Below are 14,686 nucleotides of genomic sequence, written 5' to 3'. Positions count from 1 at the left end.
GCCGGCACCGGTTCGGTGACGTCAGCCCTTGGCCGTACGCGTTGGCCGCTTCGGCTTGGCCGGCTCGGCGGTCGGCTCCGTGGGCTGCTCGGCCGGCGCCGGTGAGGCGGCGTCGGCGGGCTCGGACGGGTCAGCCGTGACCGGCTGGTCGTCCTGCGGGGGGTCGGCCGGCGGGTCGGCCGGGTCCTCCGGCTCGGCGGGCTCCTCCGGCTCGGCGACGAGGTCCCAGTTGTCGAGGTGGTCCAGGCGCACGGACCGTTCGTCGCGTGTGACCTCGTCGCCGGTGTTGCTGTTGCGGTAGACGTACGGCACGGGTGCCGACTCCTCTCCGTTGATGTCCGGTGTGGACGGCGGATCAGGGAACGTCGGCGCCCTTGATCAGCACGGCGCGGTTGGCGTCGAGCGTCTTGGTGCCGTACAGGCAGTCGATCGACACGACGTCCTGCTTCTGGTCGATGTCGTAGTCGAACACCACGCGCAGACCGAAGCCCTTGTAGTTCGAGATCGCAGCGTTCTGCGCCCCACGGGGGAGCGCCAGCGGCCGGAAAGCGAGGGCGAACGCGGTGCGGTGGAACGCGACACCGACCTCGGTCGTGCTGTTGCCGGTGGTCTGCGCCGGCTTCGCGATGTTCTGCGTCATGTACGGGTCGAACCCGAACACGCGCCGGCCGAGGTTGGCCTCCTGCAGGCCCTCGGTGTCGCCGCGGGCATCGGCCCGGTTGAACAGGTCGTCACCCATCCACGCGGCCTTGGTCAGCGGCCCGACCGCGACGCGACGATCGGTCATCGGCACCTTGGCCTGGTCGAGCACGGCGCCGGCGTCGATCGTCGTGCGCGGGTTGTCCCACGCGTACTGGATGTCGCCGGCGACGACACCGACCTCGGCCGTGATGTCGTTGCGCAGCGTCAGCACATCGCGGTCGATCTTCTGCGAGATCGCCTCCATTGCCGGGTTGAGCAGCTGCTCGTTGAAGTCCTCGATCTTGAGCGTGAGGTCTTCGGAGGTGACGGCGAACGAGACGTCGGCGAAGTGGTTCAGCGTGACCGGGATGCCGGTCTCGGTGGCGTTCTGGATGGTGATGCCGTTCGCGCGCACGTACTCCTCGGCGGTGAACACGGCCGGCTTGCGCACGGTGATGGTGTCACCGACGCGGGCCGCGAACTCCGGCTCGTAGTCGCGGTGCACGAGGTTGGCCATGACGGTCGTCTCGTACAGGTTGGCGAGAGCTGCCCTCGCGATGATCTCGGGGGTCAGCAGCGTGTTTGCCATGCTGGTTGTCTCCTACGGGTTGCCGGTCCGCGCCTTCTTGCGGGCTTTCCGGAATTCGTCTACGGATTGGGGTTCGGTCGTGTCCCCGGTCCCGCCGGAGAAGTCGCCACCCGATTGCCGCGCCGGTGCCTGTCCGGTCTTGAGCTTCGGGTTGTCCTGAACCGCTTTCTTGATCGCGTCGCCGAGTTTGGTCGGGAAGTCGTCGGCGGACGGGTCGAGCTTGTCCAATGCGGACATGAACGCACGGGAGTCGGCGAGCGCGTCCGGGTCTGCGTCGTGCTTGCCGGCGCCGCGGTAGACGGCGAGCTCGACGAGCGCGGACCGCTTGGACGAGCGCTCGTTCGTGAGCTCCTCGGCGAGCTTGGCCGGGTCCGGCGGCTCGTCCTGTTTGAGGCCGAGCGCCTTCGCGATGGCCTCGAGCGTCTGCTGATGCGTCTGCTCGGCGGTCGTCGCCTTGGTGCGGTTGCCGGCGGCCTCGGTGCGCAGGGACTTGATCTGCTTCTGCGCCCAGTCCGGCAGCGATGCGACGTCCTGGGGCTCGTCGCCCTTGTCCGTGTCCGCGCCGGACTGGCCGGTCTGCTGGCCGTCCTGCTGGCCGGTGCCCTGGGTAGAGCCTGTCTGCCCGGTGGTGCCGTCGCCGGTCTGGCCGGTCTCGGCGCCTGTGCCGGTGCCGGTTGTGGTGTCTCCCATGCTGTGCCCTCCTGGGGCTGTGTAAACGGATCGACGCCTGGTCGATCTTGACCAACAAACATCGTCGCGCGTGTTGACACCGTGCGGGTCCAGCCTGTACGGTTGTCAACATGCGCGACAAGGAAAATCGAGAGGCGGCCATCATGCTGATCACCGACGAGGATCTGTTCGGTCCGGTTGCCCACCAGGTCGACATCTTCGAGGCCATCGCCGAGGCTGAGGCCGAGGCGAAGCTCCCAACCACCAACCCCACCAAGGAGGTCCCCATGGCCGCCAACTTCGAGGCCGGCGACGCGGTGCGCTACCACGGCACCGTGGCCATTGCGCACGGTGTCGGGCACGTCGAGCGGGTCTACCGCAACGGGCGCCTCGACGTCCGTGTGATGGCGCCCTACATCCCTGCGCCGCGCCGGCCGTGGGGGCACCTGCTGCTCAGCGTGCGACCGTCGTCGGTGACTCGGCACGACGCGCCGGACTACGGCGACGAGCTCGGCGTGATCGACCTGTTCGGCTCCGGTCAGCTCGCGCTCGAGGTGGCCTGACCGTGCGCGAGTACGTAGGCGCGGCCACGGTCGCCGGCTGGTTCGGGGTCAGCCGGTCGACCGTGGCCAAGTGGCGCGAACGCTACGACTGCCCGGCGCCGAGCGTGACCATCGACGGTGTGCCGGGCTGGCCACAGAGCAGCGAGGCGGCCTGGCGCCGCTGGCACGCGCGCAGACCTGGCCAGGGCGCCGGCGGCGGCCGCCCCCGGTCCGTCAGCGGTGCGCCGGTCGACGTGGCGCCCCCGGCCGACGAGGAGTTCGCCGAGGACGTCCGCCAGGCCGTGAGCGCGCGCCAGCGAGCAACTGCGACGGCTCGTCGACAGCGCCAGACCGGATCAGGCGCCGGGTAGTCCGCGCTCGCGCGCGTAGGCGGCCTGGCCGGTCTGGTACCCCACGCGCCACACGCGGGCGAGGATGCGCGCGGCCGCCCTGTCCCGCTCGGCGGCCGCGCGTCCTGCTGCGGTACGGGGTTGCCGCCACGCGGGCACGTGCTCGGGCGCAAGCGGGTTCGGCGACGGCGGTGCGAGGCTGCGTCCGGCGGCGTAGCCGGCATCGCGCGCGGCGCGCACCTGCTCGGCCGTCACTGCAGCCACGACTCACCACCTGTCCTGAACCGACGTTCGGCAGACCCGCTCAGCAGCGTAGCGGCGAACACGTCGAACGTCATGCGGCCGTTGGCATCCCACCATTCCTTGAGCTCGTCGGAGGCCCAACGGCGTGCAAACGCCTCGTTCTGCCGCCACAGGTCCCGCGGGTCCATGCCGCGGCGCTGCCCCTCGGCGTTGAGTAGATACCCGTTGGTGGCGGCCTCGGCGGTGTCGTGTGCGTGTTGCAGCGCCTCGCGGTAGGCGGCGCGGGCGAGCTCGTCGAAACCGCGGCCCTTGTGGCCGTCATCGCGGAGTTTCGCGATCGCCTCGTCACGGCGCACCCGCTCGGGGTCGAGGTCGAACACCTCGGCGTAGGCGTCCTGTTCGGACATGCCGGAGGCAACGAGCTCGTCGTACTGCGCCCACTTTTCGGCGTCCTGCTCGTCGACGATCTCGAGTTCCTCGGCGTCGGCCTGGCCCTCGTCGACGTCGGGCTCGGCGGCCCGCCGGTCGAGCTCGGCGAGGATCGCGTCGAGCAGCTCCTCGTCGTCGGCGTGGTCGGCGATGCCCTGCTCGAGCTGCTCGTCGGTCCATGTCGTGATGTCCGGCATGGGCTCGGGCTGGTCGAGTAGGTCGAGCTGGTCCGGGTCCGGGTCGGCCGGCGGCTGCTGCGCCGGTGGCGCGGTGTCGTCCGGCCGGTCCGGGCGCGGCGAGCGCACGGCGTCGCTGCCGTCGAGCGTGGGCTGCACGTCCGGCCCGATGTCGCCGGCTGCGTCGTCGCGGCCGCGGGGCGGGATGTTCCCGGCGCCGATCTGCTCGCGGTACCGCAACCGCTTGAGCGTGGGGTGCTCGTCGAGGTGCTCGCGGAGCTCGGCCTGCGCCGCACGGACCCGACGGCCGGCGGCCTTGCGTGCGGCCTCGTCGAGCGCGCCGGCCTCGGCGACCTTGGCCGCGCGGATCTTCCGCTCGAGCGCGCGCTGCCGCTGCCGGGCCTTGTCGCCCTCGGGGTCGGCGGTCGGCTTCTCCGCCGGTCGGCTGACGCCAGGCAGGTACGCGCTGACGCTGTGCCGACAGTTCGGGTGGAACAGTCCGGCCAGCTGCGCGGCCGCGAGAGTCGCGGCAACGTGCACCGTGACGGGCTCGTCGGTCAGCTGGTGCGGCACGGTGATGTCTCCGGTGTCCGCGCCGAGCGTGAGGATTTCGCCTTCCCACGGGCGACACAGCGGGCATTCCTGCGGCGCGTTGGACACCATGATCAGGTCGACGTCGGCGGCCGCCAGGCGGTCAGTCTGGCCCTGCACGGCGGCCCGTTGGGTCACCGTGCGCACGGCCATCTCGACGTACGAGGAGAGCTGCCAGCGGCGACCGGCCCTGTCGGTGAACCCAGCGATGCCGCGGGACATGAACCGCGCCCACGCGGCCTGTGATGCCTCGCGGCGGGTCTGCGTGCCGGAGAGGGTGCGGGACACGGTCGCCGTGATGACGCTGCGGTAGGCGTCGAGGACGTCGCGCAGGATGTTCCGGGACTTCTCGCCGATGTCGCGGGTCACCGCGGCCGCAACCGCCTCGATGGCGGCGAAGCCGGGCACCTCCTCGGCGGCCGCGCGGGCGGCCTCGGCGAGACCGGACAGCGGGAACCACTGCGCCGGCAGCTCCTCGAGCGCCGAGCGCCAGCCGGCCCGGAACGCCTCGGCGGCCGCGTCGCGCACGGCGCCCTCACCAGCCGCCTGCAGGCCGGCAATGACGGCCTGCGCCGAGCGCCGTAGCGAGCGGACCGCGGCGAGCTTCTTCTCGGCCCACACCGGCGCCGGCATGTCGCGGTCGAGGTCGCCGGCCAGGTGCCGCGCGATGATCCGCACGAGCGCGGTCTCGGCCTCACGGTAGATGGCGGCGACGGTGGCGGTGATCTCGTCAAGCTCGTCGGGATCTACCGCCACCGCTCATCACCCCTCGTCGACCTCGGGCGGCTGCTCGGGCTCGCCGGTGCCGTCCGGTCGACCGGTGGCCGCGATGTTGCGTGTAAACGCCTGCGGGTCCGCGGTGTCCGCGCCCTGCTCGGCCCGGATCCGCCCAACCTCGAGGTCGACCTCCGTCGAGTCCCAGTCGGGGTGGAGCATCGCGACCCGCGTGCGGGTGGATGCGGCCTCGGCCGCGGCGAGCAGCTGCAGCGTGCGGGCGGTCCGTTCCGGGTCGTCGGCGACGCCGTCCGGCCACTCGATCGTGGGCCGCTCCGGTTCGATCCCGGACCGTTGAAACACCGTGGCGTAGACCTGCAGCTGTGTCTCGAGGTGCTGCCGCAGGCCCGGCCGCCAGTAGCCGATCTTCCGCGCGCGGGTGGTGTAGGACTTCCGCTCGCGCGCGTGGACCTCGGTCGCGGTCGCGGCCACGTCGCCGTGTTCGCCGAAGGTCTGCACGGAGTAGCCGGCGCCGCGCACGGCGTTCGCGAACAGGCCGCCGGTGGTGCGCTCGTGCTCCTCTACGCGGATCTTGAACTGCACCGGGGTCAGCATCGACGCCGTGCTGCCAGGCTGCGGGAGCATGTTCAGGCCGGCGTAAATCTCCTGCTCGGGATCCCACGTCGCGCCCTTGCCTGGCCCCTGCGACTGCAGGTACGCGTCCGGCACGACGAGCCGGCCTTTCGCCAGCCGGAGGTCACGCATCCACGACGTCCATGCCTCGTCGAGCTGGTCCATCACCGGTTCCACGCCGGAGAAGTCCGACCGGCCGAGCGGGGTGCCGCGGATGACGCGGTGCGGCCGCATGTTCGGGATGTAGACCGCGGTCGGGCGGCGGGCGCCGGTGGCCAGTCCGCCGGACTCGTCGAGCTGGTCGGCCCACGCGCGGGTGGCCGGGTGGTCGGTGAGCGCCATCGGTCGGCCGAGCCGGTCGGCGGTGCCCTTGTAGAGGCCGTGCAGGATCCAGCCGGACTCGTGGCGCTCGAGGTGCCGCCAGACGTCGTTGTCGTCGGGGTCGGACACGATGCGCCAGAACGTGACCGCTGTGAGGTAGCCGGCCCGCCACTCCGGCACGGCCGTGTCGGGCAGCAGTGCGTCGGTGAGCGGGTGGTCGGCTACCTCGGTGTCCCACGTGGTGCGCAGGTACACGCCGCCGTAGGCCGCGGCGAGCTCGGCGGCCTCGAGGAGACGCGAGTGCAGGCCGCCGTCCTCGAGCAGCTCGTCGAGCTGCTGCTGCGTCGTCTTGTTCTCGACACGGATTGTGGGCAGCTCGCCGAACAGGAGGTCGGCCGAGGTGGACGCGATGTCGCCGGCGAGCGGGATGTGCAGCTTGTTGTTGCGGAGCTCGCCGCGCGGGGTCGGCGTGCCCCAGAACATCCGGGCGACGCGGCCCACCAGGCCGCCGGCGTACTGCGACGGCCGGTCGTAGCCCTTCGGGTCGAGGCCGCCGAGCGCGCCGGTGGCGCCGTAGACCTGGGTGAGCTGGTCGGTGTCGCCGGAGTACCAGGCGCCCCACGTGTCGTAGAGCTTGCGCGGCCGCCGGCAGTGCGCAGGCGGCCACTCCATGTCTGAGACGGGAAGCGGCATCAGCGGGTCACCTCAACATCCCCTCGGGTAGGCGGTTTACACGCGCTCCGGCCAGTGCCACGTGCCGCCGGTGCGGCCGGCCGGGCCGGGCTCGAGCTGGTCCTCGAGGTGCTCGGCGAGCACGCCGCGGGCGAAGTGCTGCCCGGTTGGGTTGAGCACGCACAGGTCGACGTGCCCGACGAACGAGCCGTCGGGGCTGTCCTGGTACTCGTTCACCGCGGTCACGATCGCGGCGCGGCATTCCTTGCCGTACACGCCATCGGCGCTGCCGTGGCTCGTGTAGTGGACGATCCGGCTCACGCTCGGCCGCTGCGGGGTGGTCATGCTGCCTCCAGAAGATGTGGCCGCCAAAGGGCCTCGGTGGTGTGGACGACGTACCGGCCGCCGTCGAGTGAGTGGTCGTCGGCCTTGATCGGGGCGTCTTCGCCCTTCTGCGCCTGGTCGGGATCCCAGCTGTAGCCGGGGATCTCGTCCGTGAGGCCCTTGCACCGGCGGTGCACCTTGAGCCGGTCAGTGGCCAGCAGCGAGCCGAACTGGCGGATGCCGTCGACCACGCTGTTGTCCGCCAGCGTCGGCGTCAGGCCGTCGCGGTAGAGCTGCTGCACGAAGCTCGCGGCGGACGGGTCGACGATGGTCCACTCGGGACGGATGCCGCGCACGTTCGGTGCGTGCGGGATCTCGAGGTCGCCGAGCCAGCCGCGGAGACGCTCGCTGTACTCGTGGTCGGTGAGGGAGCGGCGGTGGTGCTTGGAGTCGTAGCGCCACTCGTGGGTGAGGTACAGCCGGCGGTCGGTGCCGAGGCCGAGCATCAGGGCGGCGAACGGGTTCGTTGTGCCGTAGTCGATGCCGAGGCCGAGCCACCGCGTGATGGGTGGGAGCACGTCGACGATGTGCCGGTCTGCGTCCCACATGTCGTAGACGGCGCCCTCGGCGAGGCACCACTCGCCGAGGATGAACCGCCGGTGCCACAGTCCGACGTATTGCCGCTTGAGACGCTCGACGTAGGACTGCTCGAGCGACGGGTTGTCGCCGAGCACGAAGTGCCAGTGACGCATGCCGACGTCGGCGGCCCGGAGGATGAAGTCCTTACGTAGCCAGTGCGCCGGCCCGTCCGGGTTCGTCGTCGCGAACAGCTTTGCGCCGGGGACACGGAGCCTCGAGAGGAGCATCATCCAGAAGCCACGCGGGAGGAGCGTTGCCTCGTCGACGTAGGCGAGGCTGATCGTCATGCCGCGGATCTTGTCCTCGGCCCGCTTGTCGTTCGCCCCGACCAGGTGCACCGTGCGGCCGAGGATGGTCGCCGTGTTGGCGCCGGCCGTGTGGTGGACCTGGGAGGCGAGCTCGCCGAACAGCTCGGCCGACTGCAGCGGGTCGAGCAGGTTCCGCTCGATCGTGTCCTTGGTCTTGCCCATGACCACGATCAGGCCGCGGGTCGGGGCGACGCTGACCGCGCCGAGGAACGCCAGCAGGGACGCGATCGTCTTGCCGGAGGACACGGCGCCGGACCAGAGCGCGATCTGCTCGGTTCGCTGCGACTCGACAACAGAGCGGATCTGCTTGCGGCTCAGGATCTTGGTGACCCGCTCGAGGTCAATCCTCGGGGCCGTCATCGGGCGTGTCCTGCATCTGGTCGTAGGCGCCCTGGAGCGCCCCGAACAGCGTGCCGATCATGCTCTTTGCGCCCTCGGCGCCGCTGTCGGTGTCGTGGTCGTCGATGCGCAGGCTCGAGGTGATGGCCGTTGAAACGCTCTGCATGATGTCGCGCTGGTCGCGGAACAGTGGTTGCGTGACGTCGCGGCTGGCGTAGGTGTTGTCCTTGCCGCCGAAGCTGTGGATCGTGGTCGGCGCGAACAGCTGGCAGCGGAGCCGCTCGGCGTCGTCGAGCAGCGCGTGCATGAGGTCGGCGCGGCGGGCCTTGGCGTCGGCGACACGGGCCTCGGTGGCGGCCTTGGCGGCCTCACGGTTGAAGCTGAGGCCGAGCTCGGCGGCGATCTTCGAGACGGTGCTGCCGGACCGGCCGAGCTCTTTCGCGATCTGGTTGCGGTTGCGGCCGGCCGCGTGCAGGGAGCGGACGCGGCGGCGGTCCTCGTCGGTGATCGGGCGGGCGGCCACGTGGCACCCCCTCACTTCAGAAACCTACCCCCATGGGGGTTGACTCACTACCCCCATGGGGGTAGTGTTGTTCTTGTCACCGAGAGAACCCACCAAGGAGGACACCGTGATCCACACCCGAATCCAGCTCGACCCCGGCGCCGAGATCAGCCTGCGGGCCGGCAGCAACGGCACCGTTGAGGTCGTGATCCAGGACCCGGGTAGCGAGTGCTCGAGCGTGATCGAGATGTCGCCGGAACAGCTGGCCGCGATCCGCCAGGGCGACGTCATCACCTGGTAGCAGCGAAGCGGGACCCCGGCCAGGCGGCCGGGGTCCCGCCCCGTTGGCGCGACACCCCGAAGGAGGCACGGACATGGCGGACATGACCTTGGATGAGCTGATCACCGCGTTGATCGAACTGCGCGACGAGCCGGACTCGATCGAGGCGTGCCGGCGCTGCCCCGACCTGTCGCGGGCCGCGCAGGGCGTGATCGCCCGCACGCGGGTCGAGCGCATGGAACAGGCGCTCGACCTACCGCGCATGACCAAGGTCAAGCTAGCGGCGGCACTGGGCGTGCTCCCCAACAAGGTCTATCGGCGGCGAGCACAGCACCGACCGAAGCCCCAGGCGTAGGCACGAAGGGCTGGACGCCGGGCACGTGGAACCCGGAGAGCTGTCCAGCCGCGGGGGCTCGCCCACGTCAGCCAAGGGGTAGCGCGAGAGACGTACGACGGCCCGGGTCGGGTTGGCTACCGCCCGGTCACCGCCTCGCCGGCCCGCCCGTCACCACGTCCAGGTGGCGCGGTCCCGGTCACCGACTCGCCTGCGGGCAGAGCTCCGCCCGCCGTAAGCGTTGCACGTACGCCTACCCATGGTCAACTTGCCTCGCGCGACTGGTCGCGACCGGCGGTCGCGCGGCCCTCGAGGTAGTCGAGGATCTCGCCGAGGTCGTAGCCGTCGGCGGTGCGCGTGATGTGCTGCCGGTGGACCCACGAGCGGAGCGTCGCCGAGGCGATCTCGTGGCCGGACTGGCGTAGGGCGAGCAGGGCCAGGCTGGCGGGTACGCGGCGCATCAGCTTGTCCCCTTTCGGTGGAGTCGGACCAGGTCAAGGCCGGTGTACGGCTGGCCGCAGCGTTTACACCGTGCGCCGTCGTGGCGGGCGCCGTCCGGGTCGCGCAGTCGCGCGGGGAACACGGCGCCGTCGCAGCCGGGCACGACGCACGTGCCGACCGGCTCGGGTGGGCCGTCGCCGGCGAGGGCGCGGGCCTGGGCGTGCAGCTGGCGCACGTCCTCGGCGACCTCGGACGCCCACCGCTGCGTGGCGCACCAGTCGAGCCGGCCGAGCAGGTAGCCGACCTCACCGGACACCGTGACGCGGCGCGGGCCGCTGTCGCTGCAGTGGGCGCGCACGAACATCGCGAGGCCGTGCAGGGTGCCGAGCAGCGACCACAGCGGGGCGTCCTCGTCGTCCAGGCCGCCGATGTCCTCGGCGGTGGATCGGAGGTCGAGCATGACGAGCACGTCGTCGCGCGCGGGCGGCCGTGAGCCGTAGCCGGGGGAGCGGCGGCCGGTGGTGCCGCGCGTGGGGGCGAGCAGGGTCGTGGTGGCGAGCCAGTGGGCGTAGAGCTCGAGCTCGCGGAGGCGCCGGCGGGTGCTCTCGGTGCAGGCGCCGCAGCTGTAGCGGTGGGTTTCGTTGCGGTGGCAGACGTGGCAGATCATCGGCGGAACCAGGGCCAGGCGGACCAGCGGCGGCGTGCCGGCGGTGCGGGGTAGGCGAGCCGGCGTGTGGCGGTCTCGACGACCACCAGGTGCGCGGCGTCGCCGGCCGGGTCGACCGCGGCCGCGTACGGCGGGAGCTGCTCGGCGTCGCACTCGGCGAGTACGGCGTCGATCTGGTCGAGGGTGGGTTGCACGTCGATCACTGGGTCTCGTCTTCCGGGAGTGAGGCAACGGCGTCGAACCGCTGGAAGTGGGCAGGGCCGCGGAGCTCGCGGCCGGTGAGCGGGTTGCGGCACGGCTGGCCGCCGGGCTTGGTGCCGTCGGGCATGAGCGGGATGTCGACGCGACCGAGGGCACCGCACCGCGGGCAGGTGGCCGCCTGGGCCTGGAAGCGCGCCATGTCGAACTCGTGCTCGGCGATCTCCTCCGCGGTGCGGCGCCCGGTGGTCATGGTGTCTCGGTCCGACTCGTGTAAACGACCTGGATCGAACGCATGTTCGTTACCATGGCGCCGTGATCGAAACCCCGCACACGCGATGGGTTGGCGACGAGATGCACGGACACTCGCCCGACCTCACCCCTGTGTGGGTCCGACTCGACGTCACGTTCCCGCGCGGTCCCGACGCACCCCGGCGCACCGTGCCGGACGGCCTCGACCTGCACGGCAACGTTCGCGGGCTGCTGTCCGGCTGGCTCCGCCGTAAGGAAGGCGACTGGCTCGGCGTGGTCAACTTCGCCGTGCCGTACGCGGACGGTCGACGCAACGGGCCGTTCCTGCGCGATCAGCTCGTGCCTGCCGAGGCGCTCACGCCGAGACGCGATCACGAGCCGCTGCCCTGACGCGCGCGACGGAGGCCGCGACCGGTCGCCGCTCCTCCGTCGATTTCGGCGACGAGTCGCCAGTCGCCGGGGATCTCGCCGGCGTCGTCGCCGTGGTCGTCGCGGAGGTCGAGCTCGTAGATCGCGGCCTCGCCCTCGTCGAGCACCACGCGGATGACGAACGGGTCGTCGGGGTTGGCGTAGATGGCTGCGTGCTCAGCCACGGCGGGTCTCCTGGGGCTGCTCGGAGTGGGTGGCCAGGGGGAAGCCTGGGACGCGCTTCCCGTCGGGCATCTCGATGTGCCAGGGGCCGGGGAACAGGCCGTAGGCGGCCCAATCGCACCCGCGCTTGGCGATGGCCTTGCCGGCGTCGGTGGTCGGTGGTCCGCTGAGAGCGCCGAGGCTGCGGCCGATGCACTCTTGGCCGAGTCGGCCGGTGTCGGCGCCTGCGTCGCGGAAGTCCTGGGCTACGGCGACGTCGGCGCAGTTGGGGCAGCGGAATGCCCACGTCTCGGGGTCGTCGCCGAAGGCGGCTCGGGCCTCGGCGACGAGCTCGGCCTGCGTGAGCGTGCGGCTAGGCATCGGTGAGCTCCTGGGGTTCTGGGCCGAACTGCGCGGTGGTCTCGCGGTCGGCGATGGCGGCGGCCTGGTCGCGGGTGTGGCCGGCCTCGATGGCGTCCTCGCGGATGCGGTGCCAGTGGGTGTGCCACTGCTCGGCGTCGGTGGTCACGTGCGGTCCTCGAGGGAAGCGACGAGGCGGGCGAGCTCGCCGAGTCGGTCGGCGGCGGGGCCGAGCTGGTCGAGGTAGGACGCGGGGAGTCGCTCGAGGGTGGTGCGGGCGGTGTCGAGGTCGTCGGCCAGGACGGCGCCGAGGGCCTGCCGAGCGGCCATCGAGTGACCAAAGCCGGTCAGGTGGCGGCCGATGGCGCGGAGGGTCTCGCCGAGGTCTGGGGCGGGCGGCGGGGTGGCTGTGGTGCTCATGTGGGCTCCGGGGGCGCGTCGGGGTGGTTGGTGGCTGAGATGGGGCGTGTTGGTGGATCGCGGGTCTGTACGCGCGGTCGTGAGTCACCTCGGGTGGCAACCACATCTGGTCTGGTCGCTTTAGGTGGCTGGTGATCTTGGTTGGTAGTGCGACATCTGGGTGTCACTTCATTCGCTGGATTTGTCACCTCATTCGCGGTTTCGGGTGACACAGGTGTCACCTCATTCGCGTTGCGGGTGCTGGAGTTGTCCACCGTTTCGGCCGGGTTGTCCACAGTGGTCGACTGGTTATCCACAGAGGACGTGACGGTTTGAGGTGACGTCTGGGCGTCACCTGATTTCGGTGCCGGGCGGAGGTTCGGCGTCAGTAGCTCGAACCGCTCGAGCAGGTCGGTAGGGCACGTGAGGCGGTACTCGGTCGTACGGCCCTTGCCGCCACGGCCGCCACCACGTGACACGGGCGCGATGAGCTGCCACTCGCGTAGGTCGTTGAGCGCGCGAATGACCGTGCGCGTCGTCTTGCGGGTGACGCTGGCGAGGATCTCGTTGCCGGGGCGCACGCGGGTGCCGTCCGCATCTGCGAACACGGCCAGGATGAGCGAAAGCCGCTGGTGTAGGTCCGGCATCGCGATGCGCAGGATGAGCCGCTCCCACTCGAACTTGCCCATCGGGATCGGCTCGGCGTCCGTCACTCCGTGCCTCCCTCCGCATGCGGGCCGGCGAGCCGACCGAGCTCGGCGAGGGCCTCGGCCTCGGCGCGGTGGAGCCAGTCGAGCCAGTAGCGGACGGCTTCGCGCTGGTGCTGGCGGACGTCCGCGGCCGCGGCGGCGGCGTGCGCCTGGGCCAGGAGGCCGGCGAGCTCGAGCAGACGCACGCTCGCCTCGGCGGCGGCCTGGTGCACGAGCCGGGACCTGGACTGCACCGCGGCCTGCAGCAGCTCGCGCAGGTCGACGTCAGCGCGCACGATGGCGCCGGCCTTGGTGGTCACCAGGTGGTGACGGCGCAACGTCGCGTCGACCTCGGCCGACGTCCACCCGTGCGTGTCGAGCAGGTCGGGCAGGGTGCGGCCAGCCGAGATCGCGCCGAGGATCTCGGCTTCAAACGCGGACGTCGCAGGCAGATCAGTCACTCGCTGGCCTCGACGTCGAACAGGGGCAGCTCGGTGTCCTGGGCCGGGCGGGCGGCCATCGTGCCCTGTACGCGCACGCCGCACTCGCAGACCACACACCGGCCGAGCTGGCGGCGGTCGTGGTCGGCGTGGCGACCGGTGCCGGAGAGGACGTTGGCCATGTCCTGCAGCTGCTCGGAGATCGACAGCCCGGACGCCGGGGCGTCGTTGATGGACGGGTGTTCGCGGTACCAGGCGCGGGCGGTCTGCATGGCTTGCGCGTGCGCGGCCGGATCGCGCCGGTAGGTCGCCGAGATCGGCTGGCGCAACGCGAACGGCAGACGGAGCCAGTCGGCGCGGCACGCGAACTGGTTGTCGGGCACCAGGCGGCCGCAGCCGGCCGGGCAGGCGTGCGTCGGCGTGGTAGGCATCTCGTTGTCTCCCAACGGGGCTTGAAACGTGCGCCCGCGCTGGCGGGAGTCACAGCGCGGGCGCACGCGGTCTCAGAACGGCGGTTCGTCGGTGGACTGGCCGGCCGGTGGGGCGGTCGCCCACGGGTCGTCAGCCGGGGCGCCGCCCGTGCCTCCACTGCCGCCACGGGTCACCTTGTTGACGCTCGGGGTGGCGTACTTGAGCGACGGGCCGATCTCCTCGACCTTCAGCTCGACAACGGTCCGCTTCTCGCCCTCGCGGGTCTCGAACGAGCGCTGTACGAGCTGCCCGGACGCGATCACGCGGGCGCCGCGGGTGAGGGACTCGGCGACGTTCTCGGCGGCCTGGCGCCAAATCTGGCACCGCAGGAACAGCGCCTCGCCGTCCTTCCACTCGCTCGACTGCTTGTCGAACGTGCGCGGGGTCGACGCGACGGTGAAGTTGGCAACGGCGACGCCGGATTGCGTGAACCTCAGCTCTGGATCGGCAGTCAGGTTCCCGATCACCGTGATGACGGTCTCGCCGGACACTCAGGACTCCTTGCTGTCTGGGGCGGACTGGCGCTGCTCGTCGTCGAGCGCGGCGAGCAGCGCGTCGAGCGCGTGCGCCGGCTGGGGGTCGTCGAGGCAGCGTTCGAGGACGTCGATCACTCCGGCAATCTGCGGCCGGGTGAGCTCCTTCGTGGACGTGATCTCGCGGCCGGCGAGCAGGGACACAGTGCTGTGCTTCTCGGGGCCGATGACGGCGAGCTTGGTCAACTGCGTGTGCAGCTTGGTCAGCTGCCGCTCTGTGGGCGGGTCGGCCGGCTCGGCAGGCGCGGGTGCCTCGGCGCCGGCCTGCTCGGCCGGCGTGGGCTCGGCGGCCGCCGGCGTGCCGCTCGGCTCGTGCTCGTCAACGAGCTC

General features: G+C 71.3%; 27 protein-coding genes. 5 read left to right on the top strand and 22 right to left on the bottom strand.

Translation table 11 applies throughout. The features are described 5' to 3' along the window. Positions 1–21: 21 nt before the first annotated feature. From ACYVIP_RS08855 to ACYVIP_RS08845, 3 genes are read right to left on the bottom strand one after another with little or no spacing between them, the layout of a single operon-like run. Complete coding sequence (locus tag ACYVIP_RS08855; RefSeq protein WP_460394002.1) at positions 22–312, bottom strand: hypothetical protein; 291 nt, start codon at positions 310–312, stop codon at positions 22–24. A 43-nt stretch (positions 313–355) separates the two neighbouring features. Further along, on the bottom strand, positions 356–1,270 hold the full coding sequence (locus ACYVIP_RS08850) for a P22 phage major capsid protein family protein (protein WP_460394000.1): 915 nt from the start codon (positions 1,268–1,270) through the stop codon (positions 356–358). 12 nt (positions 1,271–1,282) lie between these two features. Beyond that, complete coding sequence (locus ACYVIP_RS08845) at positions 1,283–1,960, bottom strand: hypothetical protein (RefSeq protein ID WP_460393998.1); 678 nt, start codon at positions 1,958–1,960, stop codon at positions 1,283–1,285. Between the two features lie 110 nt (positions 1,961–2,070). Between ACYVIP_RS08845 and ACYVIP_RS08840 the strand changes: the two genes are divergently transcribed. Both ACYVIP_RS08840 and ACYVIP_RS08835 read left to right on the top strand, forming a co-directional pair. After that, positions 2,071–2,502: a hypothetical protein gene (locus tag ACYVIP_RS08840; RefSeq protein WP_460393996.1), complete on the top strand. Its 432-nt coding sequence runs from the start codon at positions 2,071–2,073 to the stop codon at positions 2,500–2,502. Positions 2,503–2,504: 2 nt separating this feature from the next. Beyond that, entirely contained in the window at positions 2,505–2,852 is a 348-nt protein-coding gene (locus ACYVIP_RS08835; protein ID WP_460393994.1) for a hypothetical protein, read from the top strand. On the opposite strand, the gene ACYVIP_RS08830 is transcribed toward ACYVIP_RS08835, so the two are convergent. The 6 genes from ACYVIP_RS08830 to ACYVIP_RS08805 are packed head-to-tail and all read right to left on the bottom strand — an operon-like array spanning position 2,838 to position 8,743. After that, entirely contained in the window at positions 2,838–3,095 is a 258-nt protein-coding gene (locus ACYVIP_RS08830) for a hypothetical protein (RefSeq protein ID WP_460393992.1), read from the bottom strand. The genes ACYVIP_RS08835 and ACYVIP_RS08830 overlap by 15 nt on opposite strands. Beyond that, a complete protein-coding gene (locus tag ACYVIP_RS08825) occupies positions 3,083–5,026 on the bottom strand; it encodes a phage minor capsid protein (RefSeq protein WP_460393990.1) in 1,944 nt (647 codons plus the stop codon). The genes ACYVIP_RS08830 and ACYVIP_RS08825 overlap by 13 nt, the downstream gene beginning before the upstream one ends. Positions 5,027–5,032: 6 nt before the next feature. Then, a complete protein-coding gene (locus ACYVIP_RS08820) occupies positions 5,033–6,610 on the bottom strand; it encodes a phage portal protein (RefSeq protein WP_460393989.1) in 1,578 nt (525 codons plus the stop codon). A 57-nt stretch (positions 6,611–6,667) separates the two neighbouring features. After that, positions 6,668–6,955, bottom strand: a complete 288-nt coding sequence (locus ACYVIP_RS08815) for a hypothetical protein (protein WP_460393987.1) — start codon at positions 6,953–6,955, stop codon at positions 6,668–6,670. Further along, positions 6,952–8,241, bottom strand: a complete 1,290-nt coding sequence (locus ACYVIP_RS08810) for a PBSX family phage terminase large subunit (protein ID WP_460393985.1) — start codon at positions 8,239–8,241, stop codon at positions 6,952–6,954. Before ACYVIP_RS08810 ends, ACYVIP_RS08815 begins: the two co-directional genes overlap by 4 nt. Continuing rightward, on the bottom strand, positions 8,222–8,743 hold the full coding sequence (locus ACYVIP_RS08805) for a helix-turn-helix domain-containing protein (protein WP_460393983.1): 522 nt from the start codon (positions 8,741–8,743) through the stop codon (positions 8,222–8,224). Before ACYVIP_RS08805 ends, ACYVIP_RS08810 begins: the two co-directional genes overlap by 20 nt. Before the next feature lie 106 nt (positions 8,744–8,849). Between ACYVIP_RS08805 and ACYVIP_RS08800 the strand changes: the two genes are divergently transcribed. Beyond that, positions 8,850–9,023, top strand: coding sequence for a hypothetical protein (locus tag ACYVIP_RS08800; RefSeq protein ID WP_460393981.1), 174 nt, complete (start codon positions 8,850–8,852; stop codon positions 9,021–9,023). Between the two features lie 73 nt (positions 9,024–9,096). After that, positions 9,097–9,357: a hypothetical protein gene (locus ACYVIP_RS08795; protein ID WP_460393979.1), complete on the top strand. Its 261-nt coding sequence runs from the start codon at positions 9,097–9,099 to the stop codon at positions 9,355–9,357. Between the two features lie 242 nt (positions 9,358–9,599). Here ACYVIP_RS08795 and ACYVIP_RS08790 read toward each other — a convergent pair whose 3' ends face one another. Genes ACYVIP_RS08790 through ACYVIP_RS08775 form a run of 4 tightly spaced genes read right to left on the bottom strand, consistent with a single transcriptional unit; the run spans position 9,600 to position 10,895 of the window. Beyond that, positions 9,600–9,797 (bottom strand): hypothetical protein, encoded by a 198-nt coding sequence (locus tag ACYVIP_RS08790; RefSeq protein ID WP_460393977.1) that lies wholly within the window; start codon positions 9,795–9,797, stop codon positions 9,600–9,602. After that, a complete protein-coding gene (locus ACYVIP_RS08785; protein WP_460393975.1) occupies positions 9,797–10,444 on the bottom strand; it encodes a hypothetical protein in 648 nt (215 codons plus the stop codon). Before ACYVIP_RS08785 ends, ACYVIP_RS08790 begins: the two co-directional genes overlap by 1 nt. Then, positions 10,441–10,647 carry a hypothetical protein gene (locus ACYVIP_RS08780; RefSeq protein WP_460393973.1) on the bottom strand — a complete coding sequence of 69 codons (207 nt, stop codon included), beginning with the start codon at positions 10,645–10,647 and terminating at the stop codon, positions 10,441–10,443. Before ACYVIP_RS08780 ends, ACYVIP_RS08785 begins: the two co-directional genes overlap by 4 nt. Next, on the bottom strand, positions 10,644–10,895 hold the full coding sequence (locus ACYVIP_RS08775; RefSeq protein WP_460393971.1) for a hypothetical protein: 252 nt from the start codon (positions 10,893–10,895) through the stop codon (positions 10,644–10,646). Before ACYVIP_RS08775 ends, ACYVIP_RS08780 begins: the two co-directional genes overlap by 4 nt. A 62-nt stretch (positions 10,896–10,957) precedes the next feature. Between ACYVIP_RS08775 and ACYVIP_RS08770 the strand changes: the two genes are divergently transcribed. Beyond that, positions 10,958–11,284 carry a hypothetical protein gene (locus ACYVIP_RS08770; protein ID WP_460393969.1) on the top strand — a complete coding sequence of 109 codons (327 nt, stop codon included), beginning with the start codon at positions 10,958–10,960 and terminating at the stop codon, positions 11,282–11,284. Here ACYVIP_RS08770 and ACYVIP_RS08765 read toward each other — a convergent pair. The 9 genes from ACYVIP_RS08765 to ACYVIP_RS08725 all read right to left on the bottom strand — a co-directional run. Then, the gene (locus ACYVIP_RS08765; protein WP_460393967.1) at positions 11,266–11,487 is read right to left on the bottom strand and encodes a hypothetical protein; all 222 of its coding nucleotides are present in this window, start codon (positions 11,485–11,487) and stop codon (positions 11,266–11,268) included. The two genes, ACYVIP_RS08770 and ACYVIP_RS08765, sit on opposite strands and share 19 nt — an antisense overlap. Further along, complete coding sequence (locus ACYVIP_RS08760) at positions 11,480–11,845, bottom strand: VVA0879 family protein (protein ID WP_460393965.1); 366 nt, start codon at positions 11,843–11,845, stop codon at positions 11,480–11,482. Before ACYVIP_RS08760 ends, ACYVIP_RS08765 begins: the two co-directional genes overlap by 8 nt. After that, complete coding sequence (locus ACYVIP_RS08755; protein WP_460393963.1) at positions 11,838–11,993, bottom strand: hypothetical protein; 156 nt, start codon at positions 11,991–11,993, stop codon at positions 11,838–11,840. Before ACYVIP_RS08755 ends, ACYVIP_RS08760 begins: the two co-directional genes overlap by 8 nt. Continuing rightward, the gene (locus ACYVIP_RS08750; protein ID WP_460393961.1) at positions 11,990–12,244 is read right to left on the bottom strand and encodes a hypothetical protein; all 255 of its coding nucleotides are present in this window, start codon (positions 12,242–12,244) and stop codon (positions 11,990–11,992) included. The genes ACYVIP_RS08755 and ACYVIP_RS08750 overlap by 4 nt, the downstream gene beginning before the upstream one ends. After that, positions 12,241–12,936, bottom strand: a complete 696-nt coding sequence (locus ACYVIP_RS08745) for a hypothetical protein (protein ID WP_460393959.1) — start codon at positions 12,934–12,936, stop codon at positions 12,241–12,243. Before ACYVIP_RS08745 ends, ACYVIP_RS08750 begins: the two co-directional genes overlap by 4 nt. Then, the gene (locus ACYVIP_RS08740; RefSeq protein WP_460393957.1) at positions 12,933–13,373 is read right to left on the bottom strand and encodes a hypothetical protein; all 441 of its coding nucleotides are present in this window, start codon (positions 13,371–13,373) and stop codon (positions 12,933–12,935) included. Before ACYVIP_RS08740 ends, ACYVIP_RS08745 begins: the two co-directional genes overlap by 4 nt. Then, positions 13,370–13,783, bottom strand: a complete 414-nt coding sequence (locus tag ACYVIP_RS08735; RefSeq protein ID WP_460393955.1) for a hypothetical protein — start codon at positions 13,781–13,783, stop codon at positions 13,370–13,372. Before ACYVIP_RS08735 ends, ACYVIP_RS08740 begins: the two co-directional genes overlap by 4 nt. Before the next feature lie 72 nt (positions 13,784–13,855). Continuing rightward, positions 13,856–14,314 carry a single-stranded DNA-binding protein gene (locus ACYVIP_RS08730; protein WP_460393953.1) on the bottom strand — a complete coding sequence of 153 codons (459 nt, stop codon included), beginning with the start codon at positions 14,312–14,314 and terminating at the stop codon, positions 13,856–13,858. Continuing rightward, a partial coding sequence (locus ACYVIP_RS08725; RefSeq protein ID WP_460393951.1) for a hypothetical protein occupies positions 14,315–14,686 on the bottom strand: 372 nt, incomplete at its 5' end.

The organism is Actinophytocola sediminis (genome assembly GCF_054779715.1).
Note: the sequence above shows the minus strand (reverse complement) of the source record. Positions and strands in the feature narration are given on the sequence as shown.

Bases quoted from the DNA above. Each gene is read 5' to 3' on its own strand.
- ACYVIP_RS08815 (WP_460393987.1), bottom strand. From the start codon at position 6,955: ATGACCACCCCGCAGCGGCCGAGCGTGAGCCGGATCGTCCACTACACG.
- ACYVIP_RS08840 (WP_460393996.1), top strand. From the start codon at position 2,071: ATGCGCGACAAGGAAAATCGAGAGGCGGCCATCATGCTGATCACCGAC.
- ACYVIP_RS08750 (WP_460393961.1), bottom strand. From the start codon at position 12,244: ATGAGCACCACAGCCACCCCGCCGCCCGCCCCAGACCTCGGCGAGACC.
- ACYVIP_RS08845 (WP_460393998.1), bottom strand. From the start codon at position 1,960: ATGGGAGACACCACAACCGGCACCGGCACAGGCGCCGAGACCGGCCAG.
- ACYVIP_RS08820 (WP_460393989.1), bottom strand. From the start codon at position 6,610: ATGGAGTGGCCGCCTGCGCACTGCCGGCGGCCGCGCAAGCTCTACGAC.
- ACYVIP_RS08790 (WP_460393977.1), bottom strand. From the start codon at position 9,797: ATGCGCCGCGTACCCGCCAGCCTGGCCCTGCTCGCCCTACGCCAGTCC.
- ACYVIP_RS08850 (WP_460394000.1), bottom strand. From the start codon at position 1,270: ATGGCAAACACGCTGCTGACCCCCGAGATCATCGCGAGGGCAGCTCTC.
- ACYVIP_RS08760 (WP_460393965.1), bottom strand. From the start codon at position 11,845: ATGCCTAGCCGCACGCTCACGCAGGCCGAGCTCGTCGCCGAGGCCCGA.
- ACYVIP_RS08775 (WP_460393971.1), bottom strand. From the start codon at position 10,895: ATGACCACCGGGCGCCGCACCGCGGAGGAGATCGCCGAGCACGAGTTC.
- ACYVIP_RS08785 (WP_460393975.1), bottom strand. From the start codon at position 10,444: ATGATCTGCCACGTCTGCCACCGCAACGAAACCCACCGCTACAGCTGC.
- ACYVIP_RS08810 (WP_460393985.1), bottom strand. From the start codon at position 8,241: ATGACGGCCCCGAGGATTGACCTCGAGCGGGTCACCAAGATCCTGAGC.
- ACYVIP_RS08735 (WP_460393955.1), bottom strand. From the start codon at position 13,783: ATGCCTACCACGCCGACGCACGCCTGCCCGGCCGGCTGCGGCCGCCTG.
- ACYVIP_RS08795 (WP_460393979.1), top strand. From the start codon at position 9,097: ATGGCGGACATGACCTTGGATGAGCTGATCACCGCGTTGATCGAACTG.